General features: G+C 60.4%; 26 protein-coding genes and 1 pseudogene. 16 read left to right on the top strand and 11 right to left on the bottom strand.

Annotated features, from left to right (window positions below; genetic code table 11):
- Positions 1-66: 66 nt before the first annotated feature.
- The 6 genes from HJB83_RS22920 to HJB83_RS22895 form a co-directional block, all read right to left on the bottom strand.
- Positions 67-456, bottom strand: a complete 390-nt coding sequence (locus tag HJB83_RS22920) for a hypothetical protein (protein ID WP_221133006.1) — start codon at positions 454-456, stop codon at positions 67-69.
- Positions 457-714: 258 nt separating this feature from the next.
- Complete coding sequence (locus HJB83_RS22915) at positions 715-951, bottom strand: DUF1344 domain-containing protein (protein ID WP_221133005.1); 237 nt, start codon at positions 949-951, stop codon at positions 715-717.
- Positions 952-1,024: 73 nt separating this feature from the next.
- Positions 1,025-3,679, bottom strand: coding sequence for an FtsX-like permease family protein (locus HJB83_RS22910; RefSeq protein ID WP_221133004.1), 2,655 nt, complete (start codon positions 3,677-3,679; stop codon positions 1,025-1,027).
- Complete coding sequence (locus HJB83_RS22905; RefSeq protein WP_221133003.1) at positions 3,661-4,344, bottom strand: ABC transporter ATP-binding protein; 684 nt, start codon at positions 4,342-4,344, stop codon at positions 3,661-3,663. The genes HJB83_RS22910 and HJB83_RS22905 overlap by 19 nt, the downstream gene beginning before the upstream one ends.
- Positions 4,337-4,999 (bottom strand): ABC transporter ATP-binding protein, encoded by a 663-nt coding sequence (locus HJB83_RS22900; protein WP_221133002.1) that lies wholly within the window; start codon positions 4,997-4,999, stop codon positions 4,337-4,339. The genes HJB83_RS22905 and HJB83_RS22900 overlap by 8 nt, the downstream gene beginning before the upstream one ends.
- Before the next feature lie 4 nt (positions 5,000-5,003).
- Positions 5,004-5,576: a hypothetical protein gene (locus HJB83_RS22895; protein ID WP_221133001.1), complete on the bottom strand. Its 573-nt coding sequence runs from the start codon at positions 5,574-5,576 to the stop codon at positions 5,004-5,006.
- Positions 5,577-5,706: 130 nt separating this feature from the next.
- Between HJB83_RS22895 and HJB83_RS22890 the strand changes: the two are divergent.
- The 5 genes and pseudogenes from HJB83_RS22890 (at position 5,707) to HJB83_RS22870 (ending at position 10,801) form a co-directional block, all read left to right on the top strand.
- A pseudogene (locus HJB83_RS22890) lies at positions 5,707-6,361 on the top strand (response regulator).
- Positions 6,358-7,692: an ATP-binding protein gene (locus HJB83_RS22885; protein WP_221133000.1), complete on the top strand. Its 1,335-nt coding sequence runs from the start codon at positions 6,358-6,360 to the stop codon at positions 7,690-7,692. The pseudogene HJB83_RS22890 and the gene HJB83_RS22885 overlap by 4 nt, the downstream one beginning before the upstream one ends.
- 290 nt (positions 7,693-7,982) lie before the next feature.
- Positions 7,983-8,996: an ABC transporter substrate-binding protein gene (locus HJB83_RS22880; protein ID WP_221132999.1), complete on the top strand. Its 1,014-nt coding sequence runs from the start codon at positions 7,983-7,985 to the stop codon at positions 8,994-8,996.
- Positions 8,997-9,090: 94 nt separating this feature from the next.
- Positions 9,091-9,909: an ABC transporter ATP-binding protein gene (locus HJB83_RS22875; RefSeq protein WP_221132998.1), complete on the top strand. Its 819-nt coding sequence runs from the start codon at positions 9,091-9,093 to the stop codon at positions 9,907-9,909.
- A 10-nt stretch (positions 9,910-9,919) separates the two neighbouring features.
- Positions 9,920-10,801, top strand: coding sequence for an ABC transporter permease (locus HJB83_RS22870; protein WP_221132997.1), 882 nt, complete (start codon positions 9,920-9,922; stop codon positions 10,799-10,801).
- Between the two features lie 75 nt (positions 10,802-10,876).
- Here the strand turns inward: HJB83_RS22870 and HJB83_RS22865 are convergent, their stop codons facing one another.
- From HJB83_RS22865 to HJB83_RS22850, 4 genes are all read right to left on the bottom strand, one after another.
- Entirely contained in the window at positions 10,877-12,298 is a 1,422-nt protein-coding gene (locus tag HJB83_RS22865; protein ID WP_221117886.1) for a sensor histidine kinase, read from the bottom strand.
- A complete protein-coding gene (locus HJB83_RS22860) occupies positions 12,288-12,956 on the bottom strand; it encodes a response regulator (protein ID WP_221132996.1) in 669 nt (222 codons plus the stop codon). Before HJB83_RS22860 ends, HJB83_RS22865 begins: the two co-directional genes overlap by 11 nt.
- 137 nt (positions 12,957-13,093) lie before the next feature.
- Positions 13,094-13,315: a hypothetical protein gene (locus HJB83_RS22855; protein ID WP_221132995.1), complete on the bottom strand. Its 222-nt coding sequence runs from the start codon at positions 13,313-13,315 to the stop codon at positions 13,094-13,096.
- Positions 13,312-14,064: a COG4280 domain-containing protein gene (locus tag HJB83_RS22850; RefSeq protein WP_221132994.1), complete on the bottom strand. Its 753-nt coding sequence runs from the start codon at positions 14,062-14,064 to the stop codon at positions 13,312-13,314. Before HJB83_RS22850 ends, HJB83_RS22855 begins: the two co-directional genes overlap by 4 nt.
- A gap of 536 nt (positions 14,065-14,600) precedes the next feature.
- On the opposite strand from HJB83_RS22850, the gene HJB83_RS22845 reads away from it, so the two are divergent.
- From HJB83_RS22845 to HJB83_RS22795, 11 genes are all read left to right on the top strand, one after another.
- Positions 14,601-15,257 carry a response regulator transcription factor gene (locus tag HJB83_RS22845; protein WP_221132993.1) on the top strand — a complete coding sequence of 219 codons (657 nt, stop codon included), beginning with the start codon at positions 14,601-14,603 and terminating at the stop codon, positions 15,255-15,257.
- Positions 15,254-16,630, top strand: coding sequence for a HAMP domain-containing sensor histidine kinase (locus tag HJB83_RS22840; protein WP_221117889.1), 1,377 nt, complete (start codon positions 15,254-15,256; stop codon positions 16,628-16,630). Before HJB83_RS22845 ends, HJB83_RS22840 begins: the two co-directional genes overlap by 4 nt.
- 190 nt (positions 16,631-16,820) lie before the next feature.
- Positions 16,821-17,504, top strand: coding sequence for an MtnX-like HAD-IB family phosphatase (locus HJB83_RS22835; protein WP_221117890.1), 684 nt, complete (start codon positions 16,821-16,823; stop codon positions 17,502-17,504).
- Between the two features lie 20 nt (positions 17,505-17,524).
- Positions 17,525-18,946, top strand: coding sequence for an aspartate aminotransferase family protein (locus HJB83_RS22830; protein WP_221117900.1), 1,422 nt, complete (start codon positions 17,525-17,527; stop codon positions 18,944-18,946).
- Between the two features lie 4 nt (positions 18,947-18,950).
- Entirely contained in the window at positions 18,951-19,904 is a 954-nt protein-coding gene (locus tag HJB83_RS22825; RefSeq protein ID WP_221117891.1) for an arginase, read from the top strand.
- Positions 19,901-20,254, top strand: a complete 354-nt coding sequence (locus HJB83_RS22820) for an EamA family transporter (protein WP_221132992.1) — start codon at positions 19,901-19,903, stop codon at positions 20,252-20,254. Before HJB83_RS22825 ends, HJB83_RS22820 begins: the two co-directional genes overlap by 4 nt.
- Positions 20,251-21,123: a fatty acid desaturase gene (locus HJB83_RS22815; RefSeq protein WP_221132991.1), complete on the top strand. Its 873-nt coding sequence runs from the start codon at positions 20,251-20,253 to the stop codon at positions 21,121-21,123. Before HJB83_RS22820 ends, HJB83_RS22815 begins: the two co-directional genes overlap by 4 nt.
- Entirely contained in the window at positions 21,113-21,925 is an 813-nt protein-coding gene (locus HJB83_RS22810) for a carboxylesterase (RefSeq protein WP_221132990.1), read from the top strand. Before HJB83_RS22815 ends, HJB83_RS22810 begins: the two co-directional genes overlap by 11 nt.
- Positions 21,906-23,051, top strand: a complete 1,146-nt coding sequence (locus HJB83_RS22805; protein WP_221117895.1) for a GNAT family N-acetyltransferase — start codon at positions 21,906-21,908, stop codon at positions 23,049-23,051. Before HJB83_RS22810 ends, HJB83_RS22805 begins: the two co-directional genes overlap by 20 nt.
- Positions 23,051-23,479, top strand: coding sequence for an EamA family transporter (locus HJB83_RS22800; RefSeq protein ID WP_221117896.1), 429 nt, complete (start codon positions 23,051-23,053; stop codon positions 23,477-23,479). Before HJB83_RS22805 ends, HJB83_RS22800 begins: the two co-directional genes overlap by 1 nt.
- Entirely contained in the window at positions 23,479-24,816 is a 1,338-nt protein-coding gene (locus tag HJB83_RS22795; protein WP_221159654.1) for a cyclopropane-fatty-acyl-phospholipid synthase family protein, read from the top strand. The genes HJB83_RS22800 and HJB83_RS22795 overlap by 1 nt, the downstream gene beginning before the upstream one ends.
- On the opposite strand, the gene HJB83_RS22790 is transcribed toward HJB83_RS22795, so the two are convergent.
- Positions 24,757-25,581 (bottom strand): MipA/OmpV family protein, encoded by an 825-nt coding sequence (locus HJB83_RS22790; RefSeq protein ID WP_221117898.1) that lies wholly within the window; start codon positions 25,579-25,581, stop codon positions 24,757-24,759. The genes HJB83_RS22795 and HJB83_RS22790 overlap by 60 nt on opposite strands.
- Positions 25,582-25,630: the final 49 nt, after the last annotated feature.

The following is a 25,630-nucleotide window of genomic DNA, read 5'->3' as shown; positions in this document are numbered from 1 at the left end:
GAATGGGCGATTAAACGTCTCGCGGTTGAGCGGCGCGAAGGGCGCGGAACAACGGTTCGCGTCGGCCTACTGAGATGGCTGGGCCGGATGATTGAGAACCGCCATAAGGGTGGCGAGCGTCTTGTTGACGTTGTCGGCCGACGGGGCCGATTGGCGTAGCGCCTTGAGCGCAGCATCGGAGGCAGCGTCGATGCTGTTCCAGTCGTTCGGATTCAGCGGACGGATTGCGCTCTCTGCCTGATCCCATGCGGTCTCGTAGTCCGTGATCCGCTTTGCGGCCGATGTCAGATCACCCTTGGCAGCGAGGGCCTGAACGTCGGCAACGATGGTCTTGAACGATGAGAGATCACCGAGGTCTGCCGTTTTGGCGGGCGCATTGTTGGCATAGAGTTCAAAACCCGTGAAAGCCGCCACCGGAGCAATAATGAGCGCGATGGCGAGAAAAAGCTGTCTCATTCAAAAATCCCCTAAATTCTGGAACGCGTCACGCCTGCATCGGCTTCGGGGTGATCGGCTGCCCCTCGCTACCGCCGGCGCGCTCCCCGTCTAGCCGTTGGCGTTTGCATTGTCCGGCAATGACTACGCAGATACTATTAGCGGAGAATTAGAGCCGGTGCCTGTGTCGGTCCTGACACGGTAATCAATCGGTCGCAATCGCGTACTAAGCGGGGGCCGGCGGTGCCGCCGGCCCCCGCAAGCCTCACTTCTCCGGGGTCAGGTAGAGACGACCGCCTTGCCGCCTTTGATCGCGAAGGTTAGCTGAACCTTCTCGCCGACGCGGAGTTTGGTATCCTCGATCCCTTCGGGCAGGGTATAGTTCTTGCCGTCCGACAACGTGATCGTATCGGCCCTCTTGCTGATCGCGGTGATCATGCCGGACGTCTGGGCAGCGAGTGCCGTGCCCATCGGTGCCAGCGCCAGTATTGCGGCCATAAGCATTTGTGGTTTCATTTCTTTCTCCTTTCATGGTTTCTGCCCCCAATCTGTAGAATTTTTCGCAAGGCAGCGCCGGCGCGGCCGATGCTTATTCGCCTCTCAACTTCTCGGTGACGTGTGCCCCGCTGCGCATCGCCTCGCTCGTCGCGGCCAGCAGAGCGGCGCTGGTCGCGGTGAGGACGAGGGCAGCGAAATAGCCCCAGGGCAACGAAAGCGACTCGGGTGGCGGGTCGAATACCCCAGTCAGCAACTTGACGAGCACATGGGCTATGAGCGCTCCGGCCGAGAGGCCGAGAAGCATGCCGCCGCCGACTACCAATCCAGCTTCGCTCCAAACAAAGGCGCCAAGCTGCCGCGGCTTGGCACCAAGCGCGACGAGGATGGCGAAAGAGCGTTCCCGGTCGGCCAGCCCTAGCCCCAGGACCAGTCCGCCCGAGACGGCAAGCATGACCAACGCGAAGATCAGCTCAAGCCGCGTCAAACCGGCGAGGTCGATCGCTGTGAGGCTCGATCCGATCAAAGCAACGGCATCACCAATCTGACTGACCTTGAGCGCTGGCAGATCCGCGATCGCGCTTCGGACAGTTCGGGCGACCCGGGCCGGATCGCCGTTCGATCGGATCAGGACAATCTCGCTTCCCGCGGAACCGGTCTGTTGCGCAATGTAAGCTGCGTTGGCGACCAGAAACGAATCCCTGGGCGCCGTGGGGAATTCGCGCACCACGCCTACGATGTGAAAAGGCACGATGTGGTATTGGTGATCAGCCGCGTTTTGCAGACGAAGATTGATGCTGTCGCCGCGACTGAGCTGATAATCGTTCACGGTCTCCTGCGATACGAGCACGCCATCGGATGTTCGTGCGAGATCGGCGAGCGTCGCCCCGGCGTCGCCATTGGCGAAATAGGCATCGGACATCGCTGTGGCTGACCCGATGCGCGCCGGATCGATACCATAGAGATCCTGAAGGTCCGTTCCAACGTAAGCGTATCGATGTTGCATCGGCTCGGCGGCCAGCACCCCCGGCAGCTTGGAAAGACGATCGAATGCCTTGGATGCGGGCTCGGCGGGTGTGCCCGTAACGGTGACGTCGGCGCCATTGGTGAGCTCGGCGTCGATCCGGGCCTGAGCCTCGTAGGTCGCGTTGAAGATTGCGGTCGATGCCGCGAAAGCGAAGGCAAGCGCTGCAAGGCCTACGCCAGCGGTCAGCCGCGGGCCCTGCCGCCCGAAGGTCGCGGCGATGACATCCGCGAGAGAACCGGCGACAGGTCGCAGGCCTCTGGCGATGACCGACCGGCCGTGCTGCAGCCCGGCCCCGACCAGCCGCACGGCAAGCAGCGCCAACCCGCTCCATAGGAGGACAGGAGGCAGGAAGGACGTGTAGTCGACCGCCGTCGCTGCCACGCCCTCCGGGGCAAGGACGACTTGGTATCCGCTCGCCGCCGACCGCCAGTAGAACGCGGCGGCTAGCACGAGCAACACCAAGTCGACGTAGCCGCGACTCCAGAGCGGCGTCCGGTGCTTGCCGATTGACCGGCGTGCGGCGGCAACCGTCGAGCCGCGAGCGTCGCGCCAAGTGGGGATCAGGATCGCCGCAAGAGAAAGCGCCACTCCGGCCACGACCACCGTGCCGAGCAGGGCAACGGCTTCGCTGCGCAAGAGCGCCACCCCAAGGATGAGGTATCCGGCCACAGCTCCGACGAAAATACCAAGTAGCGAGCCGCCGATGCCCGCGACAGCCGCCTCGACCGCGGCAAGGCGAAGAACAGTGTCAACCGTCGCTCCGCGCAGCCGCAGCAACGCTTGGTCGCGGCGGCGCCTGTCCCGTCCGGCGCCTGCGACGGCAAGTGTGAGCAGGACAGCGAGGATGACCCCTGGGGCGCCAAGGAACAGGAAGACCAGCCGCACATAGAGGGCATCCTCGCGCACGGCTTCCAGGCGAGCCGCCAGATTGTTTGCAAGCAGCGCCGCACCGGCGGCGCGGGCCTCGAAATTTTGGCCGCGCTCGGTCGCCCATGTGCTCGCGGCAAGCGGATCGGATGGCAGGTCGTGATGATCGAGCCTGATGTGGAACTCGCTCCGAACGGTATCCTGCCGGCCGGCGCCTTGCTGCTGGAACACCTGCTCCCACTGAGACATCGGCAACAGCAAAACGTTGTCGGGCGGGGCTTGTGGTGCGGCGCCAGGCGGGACACCGATCGCCTGAAACATCGCATCGGCGTTCGGCAAATCGACGATGCCGGCGACCGTCACGCTGATATCAGGCGCTCGGTGGCGGCGGATGATGACTTCATCGCCCAACGAGATATGCAGGTTGGCCGCAGTTTGCTGCGCCACCAGGACACCGTCGACCGATCCGAGCAAACGCCGGATCTGGGCCGGGAACTGGCCAACATAGCTCGCTTCCATGCCGAGTACCGTGCCGCCGCCCGTGGTCTGGACGGTGCCCCCAGTGTTCGCCTCGAAGCCGGGCACGTCGGCATAGCCGACCGTTTGCAGTGCGGCAACCGGCGCGGCAGAGCGGATTCCGGCCTCGACCTCTCCACTATCTGCCCCCGGCTGTAGCTGGACCTGCCAGTCGACGGGAACCTGGGCGATCGATCGCGCGGTCATCTCGGCCGCGCTGGACTGCAAAAAGGTACCCAGACACGTGACGAAGGCAACGGTCAGCGCGACGCCTCCGATGGTGCCGACAAGGCGACCCGAACGGGTTCGGACAAGTCCGATCAACCAGTGCTCGTACATTCGGACCTCGCGCCCATAATCTCGAATTTGCCGTGTCGCATCCGCCAGATGCGGTTCATCTTTGCAGCCACACGCTCGTCATGCGTAGCGATGACGATGGCGCTTCCCGACTGCCGACCCCAGGCGAGGAGCCGGTCGATCAGCATGGCGCCGCCTGCCTGATCGAGTTGTCCCGTCGGCTCGTCGGCGACGATCAGTTGCGGACTGGTCGCTACGGCCCGGGCTACGGCGATCCGCTCGGCTTGGCCGCCGGAGAGCTGTTCCGGCAGCTTTGCCGCCAGGGCTTCGACCGCGAAAGCGGTAAGCGCAGCCAGGGCCCGCGCCTCAGCTTCGGCGCCGTTACTAAGAAGGATTGGTAACTCGACGTTCTCGGAAGCAGTCAGCGCGGGCATCAGGTTTGCCGACTGGAAGACGACGCCGATCCGCTCCGGGCGCAACGTGCCGGGCGGACCGAGCCCGGGCCACTCGATTCGGCCGGAGCTTGGGCGATCCAGCCCGGCGATCAGGTTCAAGAGTGTCGTCTTGCCACAGCCAGAAGGCCCGATGATTGCGACGGTCTCCCCAGCGTCAATTCTGAACGAGCAGCCCTGGACGGCTGAGACAACCCCCCGCTCGCGCTGAAAGCTGCGCCACAGATCGGCAGCACTGACCAAGGGCTTAATCATGTACGATGCGTCCGTCTCGGATATCGATAATGCGATCGGCGCGGGCGGCGAGCGCGCTGCTATGGGTGACGACGAGAACGGCTGTACCAGCGCGGCAAATGTCGATGAGGCGATCGATGACACCCTGTTCCGTTGCTGCATCGACCTCGGCGGTCGGCTCGTCGCAGAGTAGGATCGACGGCTTCGCCGCGAGAGCGACGGCAAGTCCGGCTCGCGCTGCTTCGCCGCCCGAAAGCTGGGCGGGCAACATGTTGGCGAGACCGTCGAGGCCGAGATTGCCGAGCAGGCCATTGATTTCGCCAGGCCGGTCGGAGCCAGATATCTGCATCTGGAGACGAACGTTCGCCCGCACCGTCAAATGCTCGAACAGATTGGCGGACTGCATGAGTATGCCGAAATGACGGGCTCTCAGGCGAGCCCGATCGGGTTCCGGGCGCCGGGTCATGCGCTCGCCAAGAATCGACACTGTGCCGCCATCCGGCTCGTCGATGCCGGAAAGACAGGCAAGCAGTGTCGACTTGCCGCTACCCGACGGGCCTCGCAATGCCGCGAATTCCCCACGCTCAAGTGTCATGGTGACCCCGCGCAGCGCCACGACCTCGTCGTCACCGGCGTGAAAGAAACGGTAGAGCTCGGTTGTCTCCAGCACGGTCATGCGTTCACTTCCATTGCAGCGAATTGGAGATCAGCTGCCACTGGTCGACGTTATCCGCGCCGGCCGGCGCAGCCAGATCGAGGGTGATCGTCTTGCCGCCTTTGAACAGAATGAAACGCTCGTGCTCCAGGCGGATCTGCTTATTCGTGACCGGGTTTGCCGCGGAATTCGACTGGTAGCTGATGCGAACAGCCGGTCCGGCCACGAGCTTCACGGCCTTGACCGCGTTGACCTTGACGGCGTGCCCGGTTTTCTCGAGGTCTGGGATTTCGCCGGCCCGGACTGAGGCAACCGTCGGAGCCGCACTCGCCGTCCCCAGCGCGGCGTCTATTTCATCGTATTTGTCGAAGAACCGAACGCTGGCGCCGCTCAGTTTCCGCGACCATCCCTCTGGCACTTTCAAGCTGAACCCATCCGGCGCGGTGTAAACCACAAAGACTTGGCTGTCGGGAATGTCGCCCGGCGGGTTCGTTTCAGGCGCAACGAGTTTTTCCTGCGCCGCGGCTGGAAGAAGTGCGCCAGATGCCACCATCAGCAGCGTGGCGAATGCGGCGGCGATCCAACAACGAACGGTCATGACTGAGACTCCTTTTCAAACCTGCAAGGGCATATGACGCTCGTAGAATTAGGAGGGTCTTAGGCGGCTGCTCGCCCCCAAGCCGCGTCGAGGACTTCTATTCTGGCAGACGTTCGGTCTATGATGGGGGATGCGTGTTCTCGTGATCGAAGATGATGCCATGCTGGGCAAGGCCTCGTACAAGCTCTGGACGATGCCGGCATGTCGGTGACTGGGTGCGTGACGGGCAGCTCGGGCACGAGGCCGTCGCCGTTGGCGGCCACGGTCTCGTGCTGCTTGACCTCGGCTTGCCCGGCCGCTCGGGACTGGAAATCCTCCGTTCGCTGCGGACCGCCGGCGACAAGAGGCCGATCCTTGTGATCACCGCCCGTGACGAACTCGAAGATCGCATCGCGGGGCTCGACCTCGGGGCTGACGACTATTTAGTGAAGCCGTTTGAAGTCAAGGAACTGCTGGCACGAATGCGTGCGGTTTTGCGTAGGCATGGCGGCCAGGCGGTTTCGGTGCTTGGTACGAGCGAAATCGAGCTCGATCTATCGAGCCACGAGGTGAAATATCGTGGCTGCGGCGAAGTATTGCCAGCGCGCGAATTTGCATTGCTTCAGGCATTGATGGACCGTCCTGGAACCATTCTTTCCCGCACCCAACTTGAGGAACGGCTCTATGGTTGGGGTGAGGAGGTGGAAAGCAACGCTATCGACGTGCTCATCCATTACGTGCGACGCAAGTTCGACAAGGACATCATACGCAACGTCCGCGGGGCCGGCTGGATGGTCCCGAGGTGACCAACACCCTATCGATCCGACGCACTGCCTTCTTATGGCTCGCGGGCTTGATGGCGACCATCGGCGTCTGTGCGGCGGCGACGTCATACTTCCTCGTCCAGAACGAGGCATCTGACTTCCTCGACAATCAGCTTCGGCAGGTCGCCCTCTATGTCGGAGATACGCCTGCTGCACCGTCAGGCACGGATGGTTTTGTGCCGCACGATCCCGAGGACGACTTCGTCATCCAGGTTTGGGGTGCGGAGGGACAGCCGCTACGACAATCGGATCCGTCGATCGCAATTCCCTTGCAACGCTTAACCGGTTTGGCCGATATTTCAGCCGCCGATAACAACTGGCGGGTTTACACGCTGGTGACGCCGGATCGGACTGTTCAGGTTTCCCAGGAGAGGAGCGTACGGCAGGAACTGGCAGCCAATGCAGCGCTCCAGGCGGCGCTCCCGATAGCAGTGCTTATTCCATTGTCTTTGCTAACGCTGAGCTGGATCATTGATCGGATCATGGCCCGACTCAATCGCCTGGCCGTCGCGATCGCCTCCCGAGACGCCGCAGCGGACGACCCCGTACCGATCGACGACGTGCCGGCAGAAGTCATTCCCTTCGTAAGCTCAATCAACCTGCTGCTCGCGCGACTGCGGGCATTGCTTGAGCGACAGCGCCGGTTCATTTCGGATGCCGCCCATGAACTGCGCACGCCTCTCTCGGCGCTCCAGATTCAGATCGACAACCTTCGGCACGACGACCGCGATGGACGATTTGCCCGGCGGTTGTCCGAGCTGGAGGCCGGGATCGGCAGGTCCACAAGCCTTGTAAACAAGCTCTTGCGCCTCGCCCGTTACGATGCCCGCGAACCCGCGCCGAGCCCACGGCCGGTCGACCTCGCCCAGCTTACTGTCGACACGATCGCACGCCTGACCCCGCTCGCTGGCAGCCGGTCGATCGATCTTGGCATTACCCGCCGGGATGAGGCCGTCACGATCGGCGCGCTTGCGGATTTCGAAATCATCCTCGACAATTTGGTTGAGAACGCCGTGCGGTACACCCCGTCGGGTGGAACCGTCGATGTCGCGGTGGAGGTCACCGGAGAAGAAGCACGGATCGAGATCCGCGACACAGGACCCGGCATCGCCGAGGACGACATGACACGCGTCTTCGAGCGGTTCTTCCGTGCCAACCCTCACGATAGCGAGGGGAGCGGCTTGGGGCTGGCGATCGCCAAGGCGGCAGCCGAAAGACAAGGGGCGCGGGTCGCGCTCTCCATGCGCCAGGACCGGCCCGGCCTTATCGCGTGCCTCGTTGTACGGCTGGTCCCAATGAAGGCGTCGCGTTAGTTCCCGCCTGACAAGTATGATGCGGTAGAATGCGGACGGATAGATTACGAAGATTGAGAAAATGCAACGGATCTAGGTCTCGTTGAGGGTCGTCGACACCGGGATGGCGCAAGCGTCCCAACTGAGCAGCAGCGGATATGCACTGCGCCTCAGTCGGAACCTTTTTTCTCATCCTTGATCCGCCTGAAAGCTGGTTGAAAGCTTGGGCCAGCTATCTTCCCCTTATCGCAGAGGAGCGCGTAGCCGTCGTGGCAACGTAGGTGCGATACGAAAACTCAGGAGGAGACCCCATGCGTTCTACACGCACGTTATTCAATTCAGCTGCACTGTCAGTCATCATGCTCGCGTCGATGCTTGCAGCAAATTCTGCGCACGCAGCCGGCAAGATCACGCTGATGGTCGGCGGCTACGAAAAGCAGATCTATCTGCCCGCAAAACTGGCTGAAGGCCTCGGTTACTTCAAGGATGAAGGCCTCGATGTCGAGCTTCTGAACGAACCGGCCGGTGTCGACGCGGAGAACCAGCTTCTGGCGGGCGCGGTCCAGGGCGTTGTCGGCTTCTATGACCATTGCGTCGACCTGCAGGCGAAGGGCAAGTTCGTCGAATCGGTCGTCCAGTTCAGCCAGGCTCCGGGCGAAGTCGAACTCGTCTCAGCCAAACATCCGGAAATCAAGTCCATCGCGGACTTCAAGGGTCATAGCGCGGGGGTCACCGGTCTTGGTTCCTCGACCAACTTTCTGACCCAATATATGGCCAACAAGGCTGGCCTGAAGTCCGGCGACGTCACCTCCGTTCCGGTCGGCGCAGGCGCGACCTTTATCGCCGCCATGCAGCAGGATGCGATCCAGGTGGGCATGACGACAGAACCGACGATCTCCCGTCTTCTGAAGACTAAGGAAGCAACCGTCCTCGTTGACATGCGCACAATGGAAGGTGCACGCCAGGCACTTGGCGGTACCTACCCCGCAGCCTCGCTCTACATGGAAACTTCCTGGGTCGATGCCCACAAGGACGATACCCAGAAGCTTGCCAATGCCTTCGTGAAGACGCTGCGCTTCATCAATACGCATTCCGGCGCCGAGATCGCCGACAAGATGCCGAAGGATTTTTATGTCGGCGACAAGGAAGGTTACGTCAAAGCGCTCGACGAAGGTAAGGCGATGTTTACCGCCGATGGCGTGATGCCGGAAGATGGTCCGAAGACCGTTCTCTCTGTTCTTTCTTCCTTCTCGAAGAATATGCAGGGAAAGCAGGTCGATCTTTCGAAGACCTACACCACGGAATTCGTCAAGAAGGTCATGTAGGCGGCTTTCAGAACCGCCTCCGGCACATTCGCCGGGGGCGGGCATGTCCTCGGCTTCGCATGCGAGCCTTACCGGCGCGCGTCAGGAAAAACCAATGTCAGACATCCACATTCGGAAGCCGGCAATCGAGCTTCTCAATGTCAGCAGGCGCTTTGTCTCTCCGACAGGCAAGTCGCTGACAGCATTGCGCGATTTCACAATGTCCGTGGAAAAGGGCGAATTCGTCGCTGTCGTCGGTCCGACCGGCTGCGGCAAATCCACCACGCTTAACCTGGTCACGGGCCTTGCGCGGCCGAGTGCGGGCGAGGTCAGGCTGATGGGCGGACCCGTCAACGGTATCGATCCGCGGGTCGGCTTCGTCTTCCAGACGGACGCGCTCTTTCCCTGGAGGAACGTCATTGACAACGTTATGGCCGGCCCCCTGTTCCGCGGCAAGAGCAGGAATGAGGCAGAAGATAGCGCCAAGCGCTGGCTTCAGCGCGTCGGCCTTTCAAAGTTTCTGCACCACTATCCGCATCAGCTTTCGGGCGGTATGCGCAAACGCGTCGCGCTGGCGCAGACCTTCATCAACGAGCCGGAAATCCTGTTGATGGATGAACCCTTCTCGGCGCTCGATGTGCAGACGCGCACCGTGATGCACGAGGAATTGCTGAGACTATGGGCGGAACGGAAGGCTTCGGTCGTTTTCGTGACCCATGATCTGGAGGAAGCCGTCGCGCTTGCCGACAAGGTCTATGTGCTGACAGCCGGCCCAGCCACGGTCAAGTCCGTCTACACGATCGATCTTCCACGCCCGCGTGTCGTGTCGGAAATTCGCTACGAGCCGCGCTTCATCGACTATTGCAAGACGATCTGGGAGGATCTCCGCCAGGAGGTCGAGGCCAGCTATCGCCGTTCCAGCGAAGCTGCGTAAGGAGACAAGCATGGCAAACATTATCGCAGACAACGTGCCGGCCGTCATCTTTCGCCCCGGCACATCGGATTCCGAAATCGAAGCCGCCGCGCTCCGCGCGATCAAGAGACGTAAGCAGCAGGTTCTGTCGCTGCAGATCGGGATCTTCGTCGCGGTTGTGGCACTCTGGCAGCTGTCATCCAATCTGCTTTGGATCGATCCGTTTTTCTACTCCAGCCCGAGCGACATTATCTTCCGTCTCTATGATTGGGCGGTCAACGGCACCAGTGAAGGTTCACTCTGGTATAACCTTTGGGTGACGATGGAAGAGGCTCTGATCGGCTTCTTCTGCGGCTCCATTACCGGTGTCATCGTCGGTGTAAGCCTCGGTCGCAACCGTTTTCTGTCGGATGTTCTGTCGGTCTATATCAAGGCGATCAATTCCATTCCGCGTGTGGTCCTGGCGCCGATCTTCATCATGATCCTCGGCCTTGGCCTGCCATCCAAAGTGGCACTTGCCTTCATCATGGTATTCTTCGTCGTGTTCGCCAATGCGTTCCAGGGGGTTCGAGAAGCCGACCGCAACATGATCGCCAATGCGAGGATCCTCGGTGCTTCTGACTGGCAGGTTACGCGGGCCGTGATCGTTCCTTCGGCCATGAGCTGGATTTTTGCGAGCCTTCACGTCTCCTTCGGCTTTGCCATCATCGGCGCTATCGTCGGCGAGTTCGTCGGCGCCCGCTTCGGCATCGGCCAGCTGATTTCAATCGCCAAGGGTACCTTCGACGCCGCAGGCATGTATGCCGCCATCGTCCTTGTGATGATCGTAACGCTGATCGCGGAATTCATCATGACGCAGATCGAAAACCGCTTGGCGAAGTGGCGCCCGCAGCAGAGCCTCGATATTCAATAATCGCCCCAAGGACAGCACAAGGGAACACCGACGCCCCCCGGCGCCGGTGTTTTTATATTGGCAGGATCTGTTCGATCAGGATCTGACAGCCGGAATCCGGACCGTCAGCAGCAGCCCTCCGGTCGTTGCGTCGCTGAGCGAGACATTTCCGCCGGCGCCGTTCACCACTTCGCGCACGATCGCCAATCCCAGCCCGCTTCCTTCAGCCTGTGTTCCGATAACCCTATAAAACCGCTCGAACACATGGTCCCTTTCCGGCTCGGGAATGCCGGGGCCGCTGTCCTCGATCTGCAGAACGGCCTGGTCACCCTCTCGCGTGGTCCTCACTGTCACGGTCCCGCCAGGCGGGGTATAGCGCAGAGCGTTATCCACGAGGTTGACGACCATCTCGCGCAGCATCGTGCCATCGCCCTCCACGACGATCGGCTGCTCGTCGGCCTCGAGGCCGAGGTCCAGACCACGCCCCAATGCTTCCTCTGCATGATATTCCAGGACCTGGCGGACGGTTGCTGCAAAATCGATCCTGTCGCTACGAGGCCGACGGCTTCCTGGCTCGGCACGCGAGAGCGTCAGCAGCTGGCTTGCCAGTCGTGTCATCTGGCGCGTGCTGGTTCGCAGGGACTGCAAAGCCTCGTCGCGCCGCGCCGGGTCGATCTCGCGCGCCGCCACGCTTGCCTGCGTCGCAATGAGCGCGAGGGGCGTGCGCAATTGGTGTGCTGCGTTTGCGACAAACCGCCTCTGTGCCGCGATCTGGTTTTGCACGCGCTCCATATGGTCGTTGAGCGTCGCGACAAGGGGGCGCAGTTCCGTCTGCACAATGTCAGGCGACAGCGGATCAAGCCGCTCGCGCCCCCGGTCGCGAACGGCGTCGCGCAGGCGCAGAACCGGCGCCAGGCCGCGCTGCAGACCGACAATCGTGACAGTTCCAGCAAGCAGTACGAGGACCAGCTGTTTGCTAAAGTCAGAGAACCAGAGCCGGTCCCTCATCGCCGTCCACCCGTTGCGGGTCGCCGCGACGGTTACCGAGATATCGCCATCTTGCTTCAACCCGACCAGAGGGTGGTAAAGCGTCAGCAGGCGCACCGGGCTGTCGTGAAAGACTGCTTCTTCGCCGATCCCCGGCCCAGTCGATTCCGGGAGGTCTGGAAATCCGGCGACGAGATTGCCCCAGGCCGTGTTCACCCGGTAGAAAACGCGGTCCTGATAACCGGTATCGAACATTTCAAGCGCCGCCGGCGGTATATCGATCTGTGCTGCTCCGATTTCGTCGACGGTGACATCTTCGGCAATGACGCGCGCCGAGGCCATCAATGTCTGGTCGAAGATAAGGCTAGCCGTCGCATTGGCTGTGAGGAAGCTGAGGTAGAGATTAATGCAGATCGCGCCGATGAGGGTCAGAAACACCCATGTCAACAGCTGGATGCGCAGACTTGCGCCGAGCAGCCGGGTGGTTTGCCAAGCGCCTTTTCCGAGACTTTTGACGTTTTCACCCAGCATGGCGCAACATGTAACCAAGGCCACGGAGCGTTGCAATCTGGGCGGAGCTGCCCTCGAGTTTCTTTCGCACGCGATGGACGTAGATTTCGATCGCGCTTGCGTCCGCCGTGTCGTCGAAGCCGAAGACGCTTTCCAACAATGTTGCCTTTGCGACCGTCGTGCCGACCTTCAGGACAAGGAGTTCGAGTACCGCATGTTCTCGCGGCGTTAGAACCAGCGTCTCGCCCGCCAGAGTGAACTGGCGCGTGCCGCCGTCGAAAATTAGGTCTCCGATGGCTATCTGGGGCGCTGCCCGGTCATGGCCGCGCCGGACAAGCGCGCGGATGCGGGCCTCCAGCTCCGCTATTTCGAAAGGTTTGGCAAGATAATCGTCCGCGCCGCCGTCCAGTCCGGCGACCCTGCCGTCGAGGCTGGCATTGGCGGTGAGGATGATAACGGGGACCTTGTTGCCGGCTTGTCGGAGCCCCTTGAGCAGTGTCATTCCGTCAATTTTCGGGAGCGACAGATCGAGAATGACGACGGCATACTCCGCTACCTTGAGGAGATGCCCCGCGTCTTCGCCATCATGTGCGATATCGACCGCATAATTCGCCTGCTTGAGCGCCTTGCCAAGCCACGCCGCTAACTCATGATTGTCTTCGACGAGCAGGATTTTCATAGGAGGACAATACTACAAATCATCCGGGAATGTCGCGACGTTAGTGATGTCTGCTCCTAGCATAGAAAAGACGGCACAGTCGATGAGACTTGTCGGAGAACTGAGTTGGTAGAGTCCTTCCAAATTCCATAGGGCCATCACTTCTGCATGAATTTCCGCCTCGCAGCCCGCGCGACGCTCTCGGCCAGGATCAGCAGGCATCCGATGATCAGTATGCCGGCACCGATTGAGCCGCCGAGCAACCCCCATTTCACCGAAAAGCCGACGGCGATGATCAGGACTAGCGCCAAAAGGGCCAGTGCGCCGTCGTCTATGAACATGCCGACGAGTTCGTTGATTGCGATTTTGAGAATGTTCATTGGGCAGGTTCCATATGCGCGTTGTGGTACCGGCGAAGCACTTTGACGGCCACCAACGAGAAAAGCGCCAATACGCCGAAGATCGGCAGCAGCGAGAGATCGGCGCCTGGCCAATCCGTGCCGATGCCTTCACCCACCCAGAAAATACCAAACGCGCTGAGCATTAGGCCAACCACTAGTTTGAGCTTGTTTTCCGGAACGGTCGAGAGCGGCTTGTGGACGAAAAGGCCGATAAGGAGAACGAGAAGGCAGGCCGCCAACGCCCCCAGGCTCGCATAGCCGAGCATGCCGGGACGTGCGCCGGTGGCGATCACAATGAACACCACCTCCACCCCTTCGAGCAGGACGGCCTTGAATGATACAACGCCGGCCAGAAAGTCTGCCCTGCGGTTGTCCGCCTGCCGACGAAGGCTGTCCGTCTCCTCGGCAAATGCCATTTCCTCGTCATGCAGAGCGATGAAACCAGAAGCTCGCAAAATGGCTTTTCTCAGCCAGCGCAGGCCGAACAGAATCAGCAGCGTGCCGATGACGAATTGCATAATGTCGATCGGGATGAGGCCGAGCAGTGGCCCGAAGACCAGCACCAAAACGGCGAGAACGACAAGCGCCAGGCCCATGCCGATGAAGGCCGGCCGCCAACTCTGGGTCACGCCGACCGCAAGGATAATGGTGAACGCTTCGACGACCTCGACGAAGGAGCCTAGAAAGGCTGCTGTCACCGTGGAGATGATACTTGTTATTGTTGTCATGATCAGTGTCCATGTTTAGTCCGGGAGAGTTCGGAAATCGATGTGGCACGAGGAACCTGCAGGCGCCAGCAGCGTCCGGCAAATGCGCTGTCGATGACCTCGCGGGTCAATGGCGGACAGCCATCTTCCTGCCGGCCGATAAAGTCGTTTTGCAGCTGGCCACAAGACTCTGCCAATTAATTCAAATAGATAACACGCCACATTCCTCCGGATGCAACAACATTGGCGACGCTGCCATTTATATCGCGCTTCGTCGCCGGTGAGAGTCCACAAACTTCTGCGGCGCCGCCTGTTATGGAGAACGTCGCGTTCCATATGCGTATTTATAGATTGTTCTTGATACGAAACTTATAGGCAATACGCCTTGGCGCCGCACCTTGGGGCCCTTCTATGCATCGTCTGAGCATAAGGTCGAGTCTGCTGCTGGCTTGAGATTGTGATCTAGGCGCGATCGTTTCCGTCACCACCTGCCACAACAATGCTTTAAATCGCCATTCACATCGGCAGCATTTGCCGACACGAGAAGCGGAGGGAACGTGCGTATTCTGCTTGTTGAAGACGACAGCATTCTCGGCTCATCGCTGAAGAGGGCGCTGGAGAAACATGCCTATGGAGTCGACTGGATGCGCGACGGCCAGTCAGGTCTTGAAGCGGCAGAGCACTCGCATTTTGCAGCCGTCATCCTCGACATCAACCTTCCGGTACTAGGCGGCATCGGCGTCCTCAAAGGCATAAGGCGGAAGGGTAACACGGTCCCGGTCCTGCTCCTGACAGCTCTCGATGCCGTCAGGCAGAAGGTGGAAGGGCTCGACGAGGGCGCCGACGACTATCTGATCAAACCCTTTGACCTTGACGAATTGCTTGCACGCCTGCGCGCCCTCATCCGTCGCCGCGAAGGCCGGGCCGAAAGCATCTTGCGGTGCGGTGATATCGAGGTGGATCCGGCGGCGATGGTGGCGCGCAAGGGCAGTCTGCAGGTTCACACCACGGCCAAGGAATTTCACCTGCTCAAGCTCTTGATGGAGCGAAGTGGTCGCTATGTGACCAAGAACGATATCGAATACGCTCTCTACGATGCCAACAGCACCGTCGAAAGCAATGCCATCGAGGTGACGATCTACAATCTGCGCAAGAAGCTCGGAACCGATTTCATCAAATCGATCCGTGGCATCGGTTACATGATCGAGCGATGAGCCAGTCAACCCTCACACGCAAGATTTTCTTCAGGATCGCACCTGTCGTGGTGGTGACGATTATGGTGATCGGCGCTTTCGCCTTCAACAGTGGCACACGCGAGATCAACAACATCTATGATGCGCAGCTCATCAACGATGCAAACGTCTTGTGGCGATTGTTGCATAACCGGCTGCAACATTCGCTCGACCGCACGCCGCAACAGGTCGACGATATCGATTTCAGCATGGACAATCAGCTCGCCTTAAATGAGGATGCTGACGACTACGCCGACGCGCACATGTTCCGCGCCTGGGTAGACGGCAAGATCATGTTCTTCAGCAGCACTGCCTTTCAGTCCGACGTGCCACACCAGCAGGCGGGTTTCACGAACCTGAGCTATCGCAACGAGGACTGGCGCGTCTATTCGCTGCCGATCCCGGATTCCGGAATCGTCATGGAAGTCGGCGAGAAGATCTCGCTACGCCAGACACTGGTATCCAACATCTTGTTGAACCTCTTCTTTCCATTGCTCGTCTTGGTACCGGTGATCGGCTTCTTGATCTGGCTCGGCATCAATAGCGGCCTGCGCACCATCCATGGACTGGTCCACCAGATTCGAACCCGTTCCCCCGACGACCTTTCAGAAATACCGGTCGGCGATCTGCCTAGAGATCTCTTGCCGCTCGGCCGTTCAATCAATCAGCTTCTCGGCAAGCTCGGGCGCTCGCTGACGCTGGAAAGGCGCTTTTCGGATCTCGCCGCCCATCAACTGCGTACGCCGCAAGCAAGCATCAAACTACTCTTGCAGATGTTAGATGGCACCGACGACGAACACGAGCGCAAGGCGATCATTGCCGATCTGGTCACCAGCAACAACCGGGCAACCCATCTGATTGAGCAATTGCTGCGCCTTGCGAGGGTAAGCCATCATCCCTTAAATCCGATGCCTGTTCGTCTCTACCATCTGATGGCATCGACGCTCGCGGAAGTCGGCAACTTTATCACCAGCCGCAAGCTCGATGTCTCTTTGGTCGGTCCTGAATCGGCTGAGGTGAGGACGGACGCATCGCTGCTGCAGATGATGGTCGGCAACCTCCTGGACAACGCGATAAAGTACACCCCACCCAGCGGTCGGATCGAGGTGGTTCTCGCCCCGGAGGCTGACTTCTGGCTGATTTCAATCAGTGACAGCGGACAGGGAATTCCGCCCGATGAACGTGAGGCCGTCTTCAAGCGCTTCTATCGTCTGGACACCCTCAGCGCCGAGGGCGCCGGCCTCGGGCTTGCCATAGTCGCCGATACCGCGGATCGTCTTGCGGCATCGGTGAAACTTTCGACACCTGTCTGGGGACAGGGCTTACGGGTGGAGCTGCGACTGCCGAAGACCTGAACCCGGACCGATATCTCCCGTTCCCGATCGAAGCCCTGTAGAAACTGACCACGCTCTCAAAGCGCGGCGAGAATCGCAGGCATTTCAGGACGCGGCGTCCCGCATATTTCATTTTCGCATCATTTTCCCTTCAGTCCTGCCTCATCGACGCCCGGTAAACACCGCCGCAGAGAGTTCGAAAGGGCATTTGATGCAGGTCTTCTCCGATTTTGACGGCACGATTTCCATTCAGGACGTGACGGACATCGTACTGTCGAACTTTGCCGATCCCGAATGGGAAGAGATCGAAAAGCAATGGAAGGACGGCCTGATCGGATCGGCCGATTGCATGCGCCGGCAGATTGCCCTCATCCGCGCAAGCCGCGGCGACCTCGGCGCACTGCTCGATACGGTCGCGATCGACCCCGGCTTCAAGTCTTTCCTCGACGATTGCCGCCTGGCCGGCCTGCCGGTGAGCGTCGTTTCCGACGGCGTCGACCATTTCATCCGTCACGTCCTGCTGCGTAACGGCATTGCCGATCTTGCCATCATTGCCAACCGCCTTACCTGGCGCCTCGTCGACGGCCGCGAGGCCTACGCCCTGTCGCCCGCGCTCACGGCGGCCGGTTGTTCGTCGGGTTCGGGTGTCTGCAAATGCCATGTCATCTGGGGCATCGAACCACACATCTATATCGGCGACGGACGAAGCGATTTCTGCGTTGCCGGCATGGCCGATCTCGTCTTCGCCAAGGACAGGCTTGCCGATTACTGCACCGACCGTGGCATCCCCTTTATCGGCTTTGCCGACTTCACCGATCTGCGTTCCAAGCTGAAAGCAGTCCTTCCGGGCATCGCGCGCCAAGGCCGCGCGGTCCCCCAATCCCAAATCGCATGAACCAGACGAAGAGGCATATGATGAACATTGTGAATGTCGAAACCTTCACCGAAAAGTCCCCGCTGTCCGGACGGTCGGAGGCCGAGCTGCGGCTGATGGAAGAAGCCTATTGCTCGCATGGCGATACGGTCCATTACGCGGCGGAGCCGAAATTCTTCGAGGAATGCGAAGGCTCCTACCTTTATGACGCAAAGGGGACGCCATTCCTCGATCTGCAGATGTGGTATTCGGCCGTCAATTTCGGCTATCGCAACGAGAGGCTGAATGCCGCCGTCCATCGGCAGCTCGACCGGCTGCCACAGGTCGCCTCGCAATATCTGCATCGCGAGAAGGTCGAGCTTGCGACGATGATCGCGCAAGATGCCGAGCGCAAGTTCGGCCGCAAGGGGCGCGTTCATTTCAATGTCGGCGGCTCGCAGGCGGTCGAAGATTCGCTGAAGCTGGTGCGCAATTATACAGGCGGCAAAAGCCTGATGTTCGCCTTCGAAGGCGGCTATCACGGCCGAACCCTCGGCGCCTCGGCCATCACCTCCAGCTACCGGTATCGCCGCCGCTTCGGCCATTTCGGTGAACGAGCGCAATTCATCGAGTTTCCCTATCACTTCCGCGGCCCGAAGGGCATGTCGAAGGAAGAATACGGAGAGCATTGCGTGCGCAAGTTCGCGCGCCTCTTTGAAAGCGAGTATAACGGCGTCTGGGATCCCAAGGTCGGCAGCGCCGAATATGCGGCCTTCTATATCGAACCGATCCAGGGCACCGGCGGCTACGTCATCCCGCCGATGAACTTCTTCACCGAACTCAAGAAGGTCCTGGATCAGCACGGCATCTTGCTTGTCGTCGACGAGATCCAGATGGGCGTCTACCGGACCGGCAAGCTCTGGTCGATCGAACATTTCGGCGTTCAGCCCGACGTTCTCGTCTTCGGCAAGGCGATCACCAATGGGCTCAACCCGCTGTCGGGCGTCTGGGCCAGGGAGGAAATGATCAATCCGACGGTCTTCCCGCCCGGCTCCACCCATTCCACCTTCGCCAGCAACCCGATGGGCACGGCCGTTGCGCTCGAAACCATGAAGATGCTGGAGGAGGAGGATTTTGGCGCCGCGATCATGGCCAAGGGCGCCTATTTCCTCGATGGCCTGAAGCAGCTTCAAAAGCGTCATGCGATCGTCGGCGACGTCGACGGCCTCGGATTGGCTCTGAGATGCGAGATCTGCAAGGAAGACGGTTTCACGCCCGACAAGGCGACGATGGACTGGCTTTGCGACGAAGGCATGAAGGGCGACCTCCAGGTCGGCGACAAGGTCTATGGCCTCGTTCTCGATGTCGGCGGCTACCACAAAAACGTCATCACCCTGGCGCCGAACCTGCTGATCTCACGCGAAGAGATCGATCTGGCGCTGACGCTGCTCGACCACGTCTTCACCCGCGCGGCCCGGAGGTAGCACGGTGCAGCTTCTCCTCCTTCATCTCGACGATGCTTTGGAGTTGCAGCCGGACTTCGTGCGCGCCTGCACGCTTGCAGGCGCGTGCCACCATGCCGACAAGCGGGGCGGCAGCGCAATCAGATTATGGGGCAGGCAGAAGATGCTGTCCGAACTCGGCCGGGATATCTCCCGGGCGCTGCCCTCTCGAGGCCGGGGACCGCAGCTTGCCTTCATGGGCTCGGGCGATTTCCATCATGTGACCGCTCTGCTTCTCGATATGGCCCTCGAACGGCGGCCGGTTTCGACCACTCTCGTTCATTTCGACAATCACCCGGACTGGGTGAATTTCGAGGGCGGCATGCATTGCGGCTCGTGGATCAACAGCGCCCTGTCGAACCCGAGGATAGACAAGGTCGTCACCGTCGGCGTCTGCAGCAGCGATCTGCGCAACCCCGAACGCAAGGGAGCCAATCTGCGGTGGCTGAGGGAAGGCAAGCTGGAGCTTTTCCCTTACGAGCATCCGCCAAGCCGCGTCTCTGCCGAATATGGCAGCGGCGCCAGCTACCGGCAGGACGGGCGCGCCCTGTACTGGAATTCCATCTCCGAGATCGGCGAAGAGAATTTCATCGACCTGATCCTCAGCCGCATCGGCACCGAGGCGGTCTATTTCACGATCGACAAGGACGTGCTTGCCGCCGATGACGCCGTGACCAACTGGGATCAGGGTCGCATGCGCCTGCCCTATCTGATGGCACTGATCAGCGAGATCGGCAGCCGCCATCGCGTCGTCGGCGCCGACGTCATCGGCGATTATTCGGTGCCGAGTTACGCGGGCGGCCTCAAGACCCGGCTGCTGAAGCAGGCGGAAATCTTCATCGATCAGCCGCGGCTGCGGCAGGCGGCGGATGCCGTGCGCAACATCAACAGCGCCGCAAATCACGCGTTGCTGGAAGTCCTGGCGGAATCGATGGAATGACCGGCGGCCTCACCTTGCCGATGTTCGGCCTGATCCTGTTCTGCGTGGTCGCCGAAACCGCCCGCGAGGTCTGCTTCAAGCAGGCGGCCAGCGACACCGCCATTCTGGCAACCCTGGCCAAGCCTCTGACCTGGCTCGGCATCGCCTTCTGGGCGATCGAATTGCTTGCCTGGACGGCCGTGCTCACCCGCGTGCCGCTGACCATCGCCTTTCCTCTGATGGCGCTCAGCTATGTCGGAACCGTCGTCGCCGGTGCCGCCGTCTTCAAGGAAAATATCAACCTTCGCCACGCGGCGGGCGTGTTTCTCATTACCGCCGGCGTGGCCTGCGTGGGAGCAACCGGACTATGAAAATCTTTGCTCATACCAGATGGGATGTCGCCCCCGTGCTTGCGGCCTTTGCGCATCTTGTCTTTGACGTCTACCTGATCGTCGGCTTTGAAAGCCGGCCGCTCTGGGTCTCCGCGATCCTGGGTTGCCTTTATGCCGTATCGATATCCTGGAACATCAACAGCATCTCGCACAATTTCATCCACACGCCCTATTTCAAGCCACGCTGGATGAATTACGGCTTCAGCCTGCTGGAATCGGTGGCGATCGGTTTTTCTCAGACCTATTACCACTGGGTGCACATGCGCCATCATTCCGGCAACAGCGACCGGCCAGATGAGAACGGCGGTACGATCGATCTCCTGTCGATCTATCGCTATGGCCGCAACGGCGAGCCGGAGAATGTCTGGTCCTACACGCTGAAAAGCTTCTTCCGTGACAGTCTCGGCGATATTCACAAGGCCATCGCCAAGAACCGTCCTTTCGACGCCGCGTGGGGCCGTTTCGAACTGCTTGCCTTCCTCGGCCTTGCGGCGATAGCGCTGATCTACGATTGGAAAGCCGTGCTGTTCTTCGTGCCGTTTTACTACGCCGGCAACTGCCTGTCGTCGCTCAACGGCTATTACGAGCACCTGCATGGCGATCCGGACGAACCGATTGCGTGGGGCGTGAGCAGCCACAAGCCGTTCTACAACTGGCTTTGGTTCGGCAATGGCTATCATGCCGAACATCATTACCGGCCGCGCACCCACTGGACGAGGCTTGCGGCACTGCACGAACAGATCAGGGAAGACCAGGAAAAGGCAGGCACGCATGTGATCAGCACCTGCCATGCCCTGGGCTTCATGGCTCCGGAAAACCGCGAGATGGAGCTTCGGCATGAGGTCTGAGCAGTTGAGCTTCTTCCTGCCGGGAACGAACGGCAAAGGTGTGCTGCTGATCCACGGCTTGACTGGCGCCCCGGCCGAAATGAAGCTCGTGGCGCGCCGACTCAACCGGCGCGGCTACAGCGTTTACGCGCCGTTGCTGGCCGGTCATGGCGAAGACATCAGGACGCTGCGCCGCACGCGGTGGGAAGACTGGTTGGCAAGCGTTGTGCGCGGATCCGAATTCCTGGCAGAGCGCACGCAAGCGGTTTTTGCCGCCGGCATCTGCGTCGGCGGCAAGCTGTCATTGCTGGCCGCCAAGCACCGGCCGGACCTGATCAAGGCTGTCGCTATCTACTCGCCCTGCTTCCACTACGACGGCTGGGATGTTCCGCGACATTATACGATGCTGTCGCCGCATATCGGCTGGCTGTCGCGGGTGCCCTTTCTCGACCGGCTCAATTTCAGAGAAAATCAGTCGCTCGGCATCAAGGATGATCGCAGGCGCCGCCTGGTCGAGGACATGGCGGGCGAAGGCATGCTCGACAAATTTCCCGGCCGCGGCATCGTCGAGATGTATCGATTGGGCAAGGCGCTTCGCGGAACCCTGCCTGAGATTCAGACGCCAACGCTGATCCTCCACGCCGAAGAGGACGATCTCAGCAACCCCCGGCATGCGCTTTATATATCCAATCACATCGGCGGGCCGCATGAACTCAAGTGGATCAAGGACAGCTACCACATGATCCATCTCGACCAGCATCGACAGGTCGCGGAATTCACGGCCAATTTTTTTGAGGCAGGCCATGCTGAAACTCGCTTATAGACAATTTCCCGCAGAAGACGGCGAGCCGGTCGCACAGGTCTACGACACGATCCGCGCCATCGGCCGCGAAGCGTGGAATGCCTGTTACCGCGGCCAGGTCGAAGATTATGATTGCCTGCTTGCGATCGAAGACGCCGGCATCGGCGAATTCGATTGGCGCTACATTACGATCGCCGAGAACGGAAGGATCAGCGCCGCCATGCCGGTGTTTCTGTGCCCCTATCCGCTGGACACGACACTAGAAGAGGGTTTAGCGCGCCGGCTGATCCGCCGCGTGCGACAACACGTTTCAGGCTTCCTGGTGCTGCGGCTTGCCTGCCTTGGCTCGCCGTGCACCGAAAACGGCGTCATAGGCTTTCATGCCGAGGTGCCGGAGGACCGTCGTGAGGCGCTGTTCGGCGAACTGCTCGACGCCTTCGAAAGGCTTGCGGCTCGGGAAGGCTGCGCGCTGATGGGGATCAAGGATGTTCCCGCGCCGGTCGCCCTGGAATTCGGCGCCGTGCTTTCGGAGCGGCGCTATGCCCCAATCTGCGGCCTGCCATCCGCCTGGCTCGATATCGATTTTCGGACGATCGACGAATACATGGCCCGGCTGTCTGCGGGCACGCGCAAGGACATGCGGCGCAAGATCAAGTCCTTCGACGCCGTCAGGGTCGAATTCAGAACGGATGTGGGTGACGTGCTGCCGCGGATCATGGCGCTCTACCACGATACGCGCAATCGCAGCGAATGGCAGTTCGAAGAGCTGACGCCCGCTTATTTCGAGGGGATACTGACCCATATGCGCGGCCGTTCGTTCTGCGTCCTCTATCTTGTCGAGGACGAGCTGCTGGCTGCCAATCTCATCGTTCATGATGATCGCGTCGCGATCGACAAGTTCTTCTGCATGGATGGCGAACAGGGACGGCCGTACAATCTCTATTTCCTGAGCTGGTTCACCAATCTGCGTTACTGCCTCGATAGTGGTCTCAGCCGTTACCAGAGCGGCCAGGCATATTATGAAAACAAGGTGCGGCTTGGCAGCCAGCTGGCGGCCAACACCATGTTTTTCCGCCACCGAAATCCTGTGCTGCAGACATTGCTGCGGCTGGTCTCTCCGCTTTTTTCCGCGGAGCAGGCCAAGTGATGACGTCGATGCGCCTGACATGGCTCGCCGTGCCTGTCCTCAACACGCTGTTTCAGATTTTCATGAAGCTCGGCGCGATGCAGTTGAACCGTGCCGAGGGGGGGACCTTGCTGCACGACGCGCTTGCCTCGCACTGGATCCTGGCAGCCCTCGTCGTCGAGGTCGTCTGCTTCTTCGTCTGGATGACGGTGCTCGCCGAACTCGACCTCAGCCGGGCCTTCCCGCTCTCGGGTATCAGCTATGTCCTAATCATTGCAAGCGGCTGGTTGATATTCGGCGAGCCGATCGTCGCACTCCAGATCGTCGGCAGCGGCCTGATCCTTGCCGGCGTCTGGCTGATCGCCGGCGCATCGGAGGCGACGCACGCGGTCGATGAGCCTGGCAGCGTGCACGCCCTGCGCCGCGCGCATCCTGGCGAGGATCGGTGATGGCGCAAGCACAAGGCTTCATCCTCCATAGGATCGGTGCTGCGGCCGCGGCTTTCACCAACTGGATCATGGCGCGGGCGCTTTCGCTCATCGTCACGCACGGCTCCCTCGACGTTACCATGTCCAATGGCCGCCTGCTCTCCTTTGGTGACGCATCCGGTGAGCGGGTGCATGTGCGCTTTGCCGATCTCGCTGCGCAATGGGCCTTCCTGATCGATGCCGATATGCGGCTCGGCGAACTCTACATGGACCGCCGCTTTCTCGTCGAACATGGTTCACTTTTCGACTTCCTGGCGATGATGCTGCGTGAGGCCCAGAACGCCAAGCATCCGCTCATCGCCCGGCTGATCGATCATGCGCGCACCTGGCTACGCATCTTCCGCCATCGCAATCTGCCGGCCCGCTCCAAGGCCAATGTCGCCCACCACTACGATCTGGATGGCCGGCTCTACGAACTCTTCCTCGATCGGGACCGGCAATATTCCTGCGCCTATTTCGACAGCCCCGACCAGTCGCTCGATGCGGCGCAGCGCGCCAAGAAGCGGCATCTCGCCGCGAAATTGCGGCTTGAGCCAGGCAAGAGCGTGCTCGATATTGGTTGCGGCTGGGGTGGGCTGGCCCTGCATATGGCAAGGCATGTGCCGCGCGGGCATGTGCTCGGCATCACCCTGTCGGAAGAGCAGCATGACTACGCCCAGAAGCGGCTTGCCGAACACGAGCGGATGGAGGCGGATATCCGGTTTGCCCTTCAGGACTATCGCAGCTTGAGCGGACGGTTCGACCGGATCGTCTCGGTCGGCATGTTCGAGCATGTCGGCCTGGCATCCTATCGCGCCTTTTTCGACACATGTGCGGATCTGCTGGAAGATGACGGCATTATGGTTTTGCACACGATCGGCTGCTCTGCGACACCCGGGTTCACCACGCCTTGGCTCGACAGATATATATTCCCCGGCGGCTACATTCCCGCGCTGTCGGAGATCCTTCCCGAAATTGAAAAAGCCGGTCTTCAGGTTACCGATATCGAGGTCCTGCGCCTGCACTATGCCTGGACGCTGGCACATTGGCGAAAGCGCTTCCTGGCGCGCTGGCAAGAGGCTGCCGCACTTTACGACGAACGCTTCTGCCGCATGTGGGAATTCTACCTTGCATGCGCCGAAGCCGCATTCCGCTACGAGGATCTGGTGGTTTTTCAGATCCAGTTAAGCAAGCGCAACAACGTCATTCCCGTGACGCGGGACTATATCGGCCAGCATGAGAAAGCGGCAGCGCAAAGCTCAAAAGCCTATCTGGAAGGAGCGATTGAGCGTGATACCGATGACGTTCTGATCGGCTGAGCCAAGTCTTGAGGTTATCGGGCTGTCGGCCGCATCGCCTACCAGGCGGCTATATTTGTCGTAGGCCTGCACGCTCCAGGCCGATGAGAGCGTATAGGTGGCGGCCACCGTGAATCCGATGGATTTGAGACCGCCATTCGCGTCAAACGCCTCGACGCGACCACTGTTGGCGGCTTCCTCTGCGGAAACCGCGAAATTGTTGCGTATATAGGTGCGGTTTGCCAGAGACAGGCGCGGACCGGCAGACAGCAGCCAGCGATCGCCGACGGGCTGGAACCAATCGAGATAAAGATCTGCAAGCGCACCGTCGCCGCCCCACAACGCTTGACGTGTTTCCGCCCGAACACGCAGGCGATCCTCTATCGGCCAGTACTGCGCAAAGACGCCGGCGTCCAGATTCCACTGGACCGAATGCAAACCCTGCAGTTCGGATTCGTCGAATGCCGATCGTCCACCTCTCAGGCCGACGACGGGGCCGATTTCGACGCCGCCGATATCGAAGAGCCCGTAGTCGATATTATCATCCGGCGCGCTGTATTCAGGCGCCTCGCCAAGTCGGCGAAAATCGAAAGACGGCATGCCGCTGAAGGAAAGATGCTTCGATCCTTCATAGGAGGGACCGTATTCCACGGATCCGCCAAGCGTTATGATCCACTGATTATCGGAGGATTTTGCATTCTGGCTCAAGGCCGAATGAGAGCCCAGGAATATCAGCGGCAACGATAGCGCCGCCGCGCGGAATAATGCCGTATCCGATGAGACCATATACGCCCTGCTCCGCACCTCGAACGTCAGCGAACGATCCCACTTTCGC

Origin of the sequence: Rhizobium sp. NZLR11, from assembly GCF_019685115.1 — a bacterium.
In the GTDB taxonomy this organism is placed as follows: domain Bacteria; phylum Pseudomonadota; class Alphaproteobacteria; order Rhizobiales; family Rhizobiaceae; genus Rhizobium.
This window is presented reverse-complemented; position numbering and strand designations above follow the sequence as displayed.

Bases quoted from the DNA above. Each gene is read 5' to 3' on its own strand.
- HJB83_RS22875 (WP_221132998.1), top strand. From the start codon at position 9,091: ATGTCAGACATCCACATTCGGAAGCCGGCAATCGAGCTTCTCAATGTC.
- HJB83_RS22900 (WP_221133002.1), bottom strand. From the start codon at position 4,999: ATGACCGTGCTGGAGACAACCGAGCTCTACCGTTTCTTTCACGCCGGT.
- HJB83_RS22815 (WP_221132991.1), top strand. From the start codon at position 20,251: ATGAAAATCTTTGCTCATACCAGATGGGATGTCGCCCCCGTGCTTGCG.
- HJB83_RS22840 (WP_221117889.1), top strand. From the start codon at position 15,254: ATGAGCCAGTCAACCCTCACACGCAAGATTTTCTTCAGGATCGCACCT.
- HJB83_RS22830 (WP_221117900.1), top strand. From the start codon at position 17,525: ATGAACATTGTGAATGTCGAAACCTTCACCGAAAAGTCCCCGCTGTCC.
- HJB83_RS22855 (WP_221132995.1), bottom strand. From the start codon at position 13,315: ATGAACATTCTCAAAATCGCAATCAACGAACTCGTCGGCATGTTCATA.
- HJB83_RS22870 (WP_221132997.1), top strand. From the start codon at position 9,920: ATGGCAAACATTATCGCAGACAACGTGCCGGCCGTCATCTTTCGCCCC.
- HJB83_RS22920 (WP_221133006.1), bottom strand. From the start codon at position 456: ATGAGACAGCTTTTTCTCGCCATCGCGCTCATTATTGCTCCGGTGGCG.
- HJB83_RS22795 (WP_221159654.1), top strand. From the start codon at position 23,479: ATGGCGCAAGCACAAGGCTTCATCCTCCATAGGATCGGTGCTGCGGCC.
- HJB83_RS22895 (WP_221133001.1), bottom strand. From the start codon at position 5,576: ATGACCGTTCGTTGTTGGATCGCCGCCGCATTCGCCACGCTGCTGATG.
- HJB83_RS22865 (WP_221117886.1), bottom strand. From the start codon at position 12,298: ATGCTGGGTGAAAACGTCAAAAGTCTCGGAAAAGGCGCTTGGCAAACC.
- HJB83_RS22820 (WP_221132992.1), top strand. From the start codon at position 19,901: ATGACCGGCGGCCTCACCTTGCCGATGTTCGGCCTGATCCTGTTCTGC.
- HJB83_RS22800 (WP_221117896.1), top strand. From the start codon at position 23,051: ATGACGTCGATGCGCCTGACATGGCTCGCCGTGCCTGTCCTCAACACG.
- HJB83_RS22805 (WP_221117895.1), top strand. From the start codon at position 21,906: ATGCTGAAACTCGCTTATAGACAATTTCCCGCAGAAGACGGCGAGCCG.
- HJB83_RS22835 (WP_221117890.1), top strand. From the start codon at position 16,821: ATGCAGGTCTTCTCCGATTTTGACGGCACGATTTCCATTCAGGACGTG.
- HJB83_RS22880 (WP_221132999.1), top strand. From the start codon at position 7,983: ATGCGTTCTACACGCACGTTATTCAATTCAGCTGCACTGTCAGTCATC.
- HJB83_RS22790 (WP_221117898.1), bottom strand. From the start codon at position 25,581: ATGGTCTCATCGGATACGGCATTATTCCGCGCGGCGGCGCTATCGTTG.
- HJB83_RS22905 (WP_221133003.1), bottom strand. From the start codon at position 4,344: ATGATTAAGCCCTTGGTCAGTGCTGCCGATCTGTGGCGCAGCTTTCAG.
- HJB83_RS22860 (WP_221132996.1), bottom strand. From the start codon at position 12,956: ATGAAAATCCTGCTCGTCGAAGACAATCATGAGTTAGCGGCGTGGCTT.
- HJB83_RS22915 (WP_221133005.1), bottom strand. From the start codon at position 951: ATGAAACCACAAATGCTTATGGCCGCAATACTGGCGCTGGCACCGATG.
- HJB83_RS22810 (WP_221132990.1), top strand. From the start codon at position 21,113: ATGAGGTCTGAGCAGTTGAGCTTCTTCCTGCCGGGAACGAACGGCAAA.
- HJB83_RS22910 (WP_221133004.1), bottom strand. From the start codon at position 3,679: ATGTACGAGCACTGGTTGATCGGACTTGTCCGAACCCGTTCGGGTCGC.
- HJB83_RS22850 (WP_221132994.1), bottom strand. From the start codon at position 14,064: ATGACAACAATAACAAGTATCATCTCCACGGTGACAGCAGCCTTTCTA.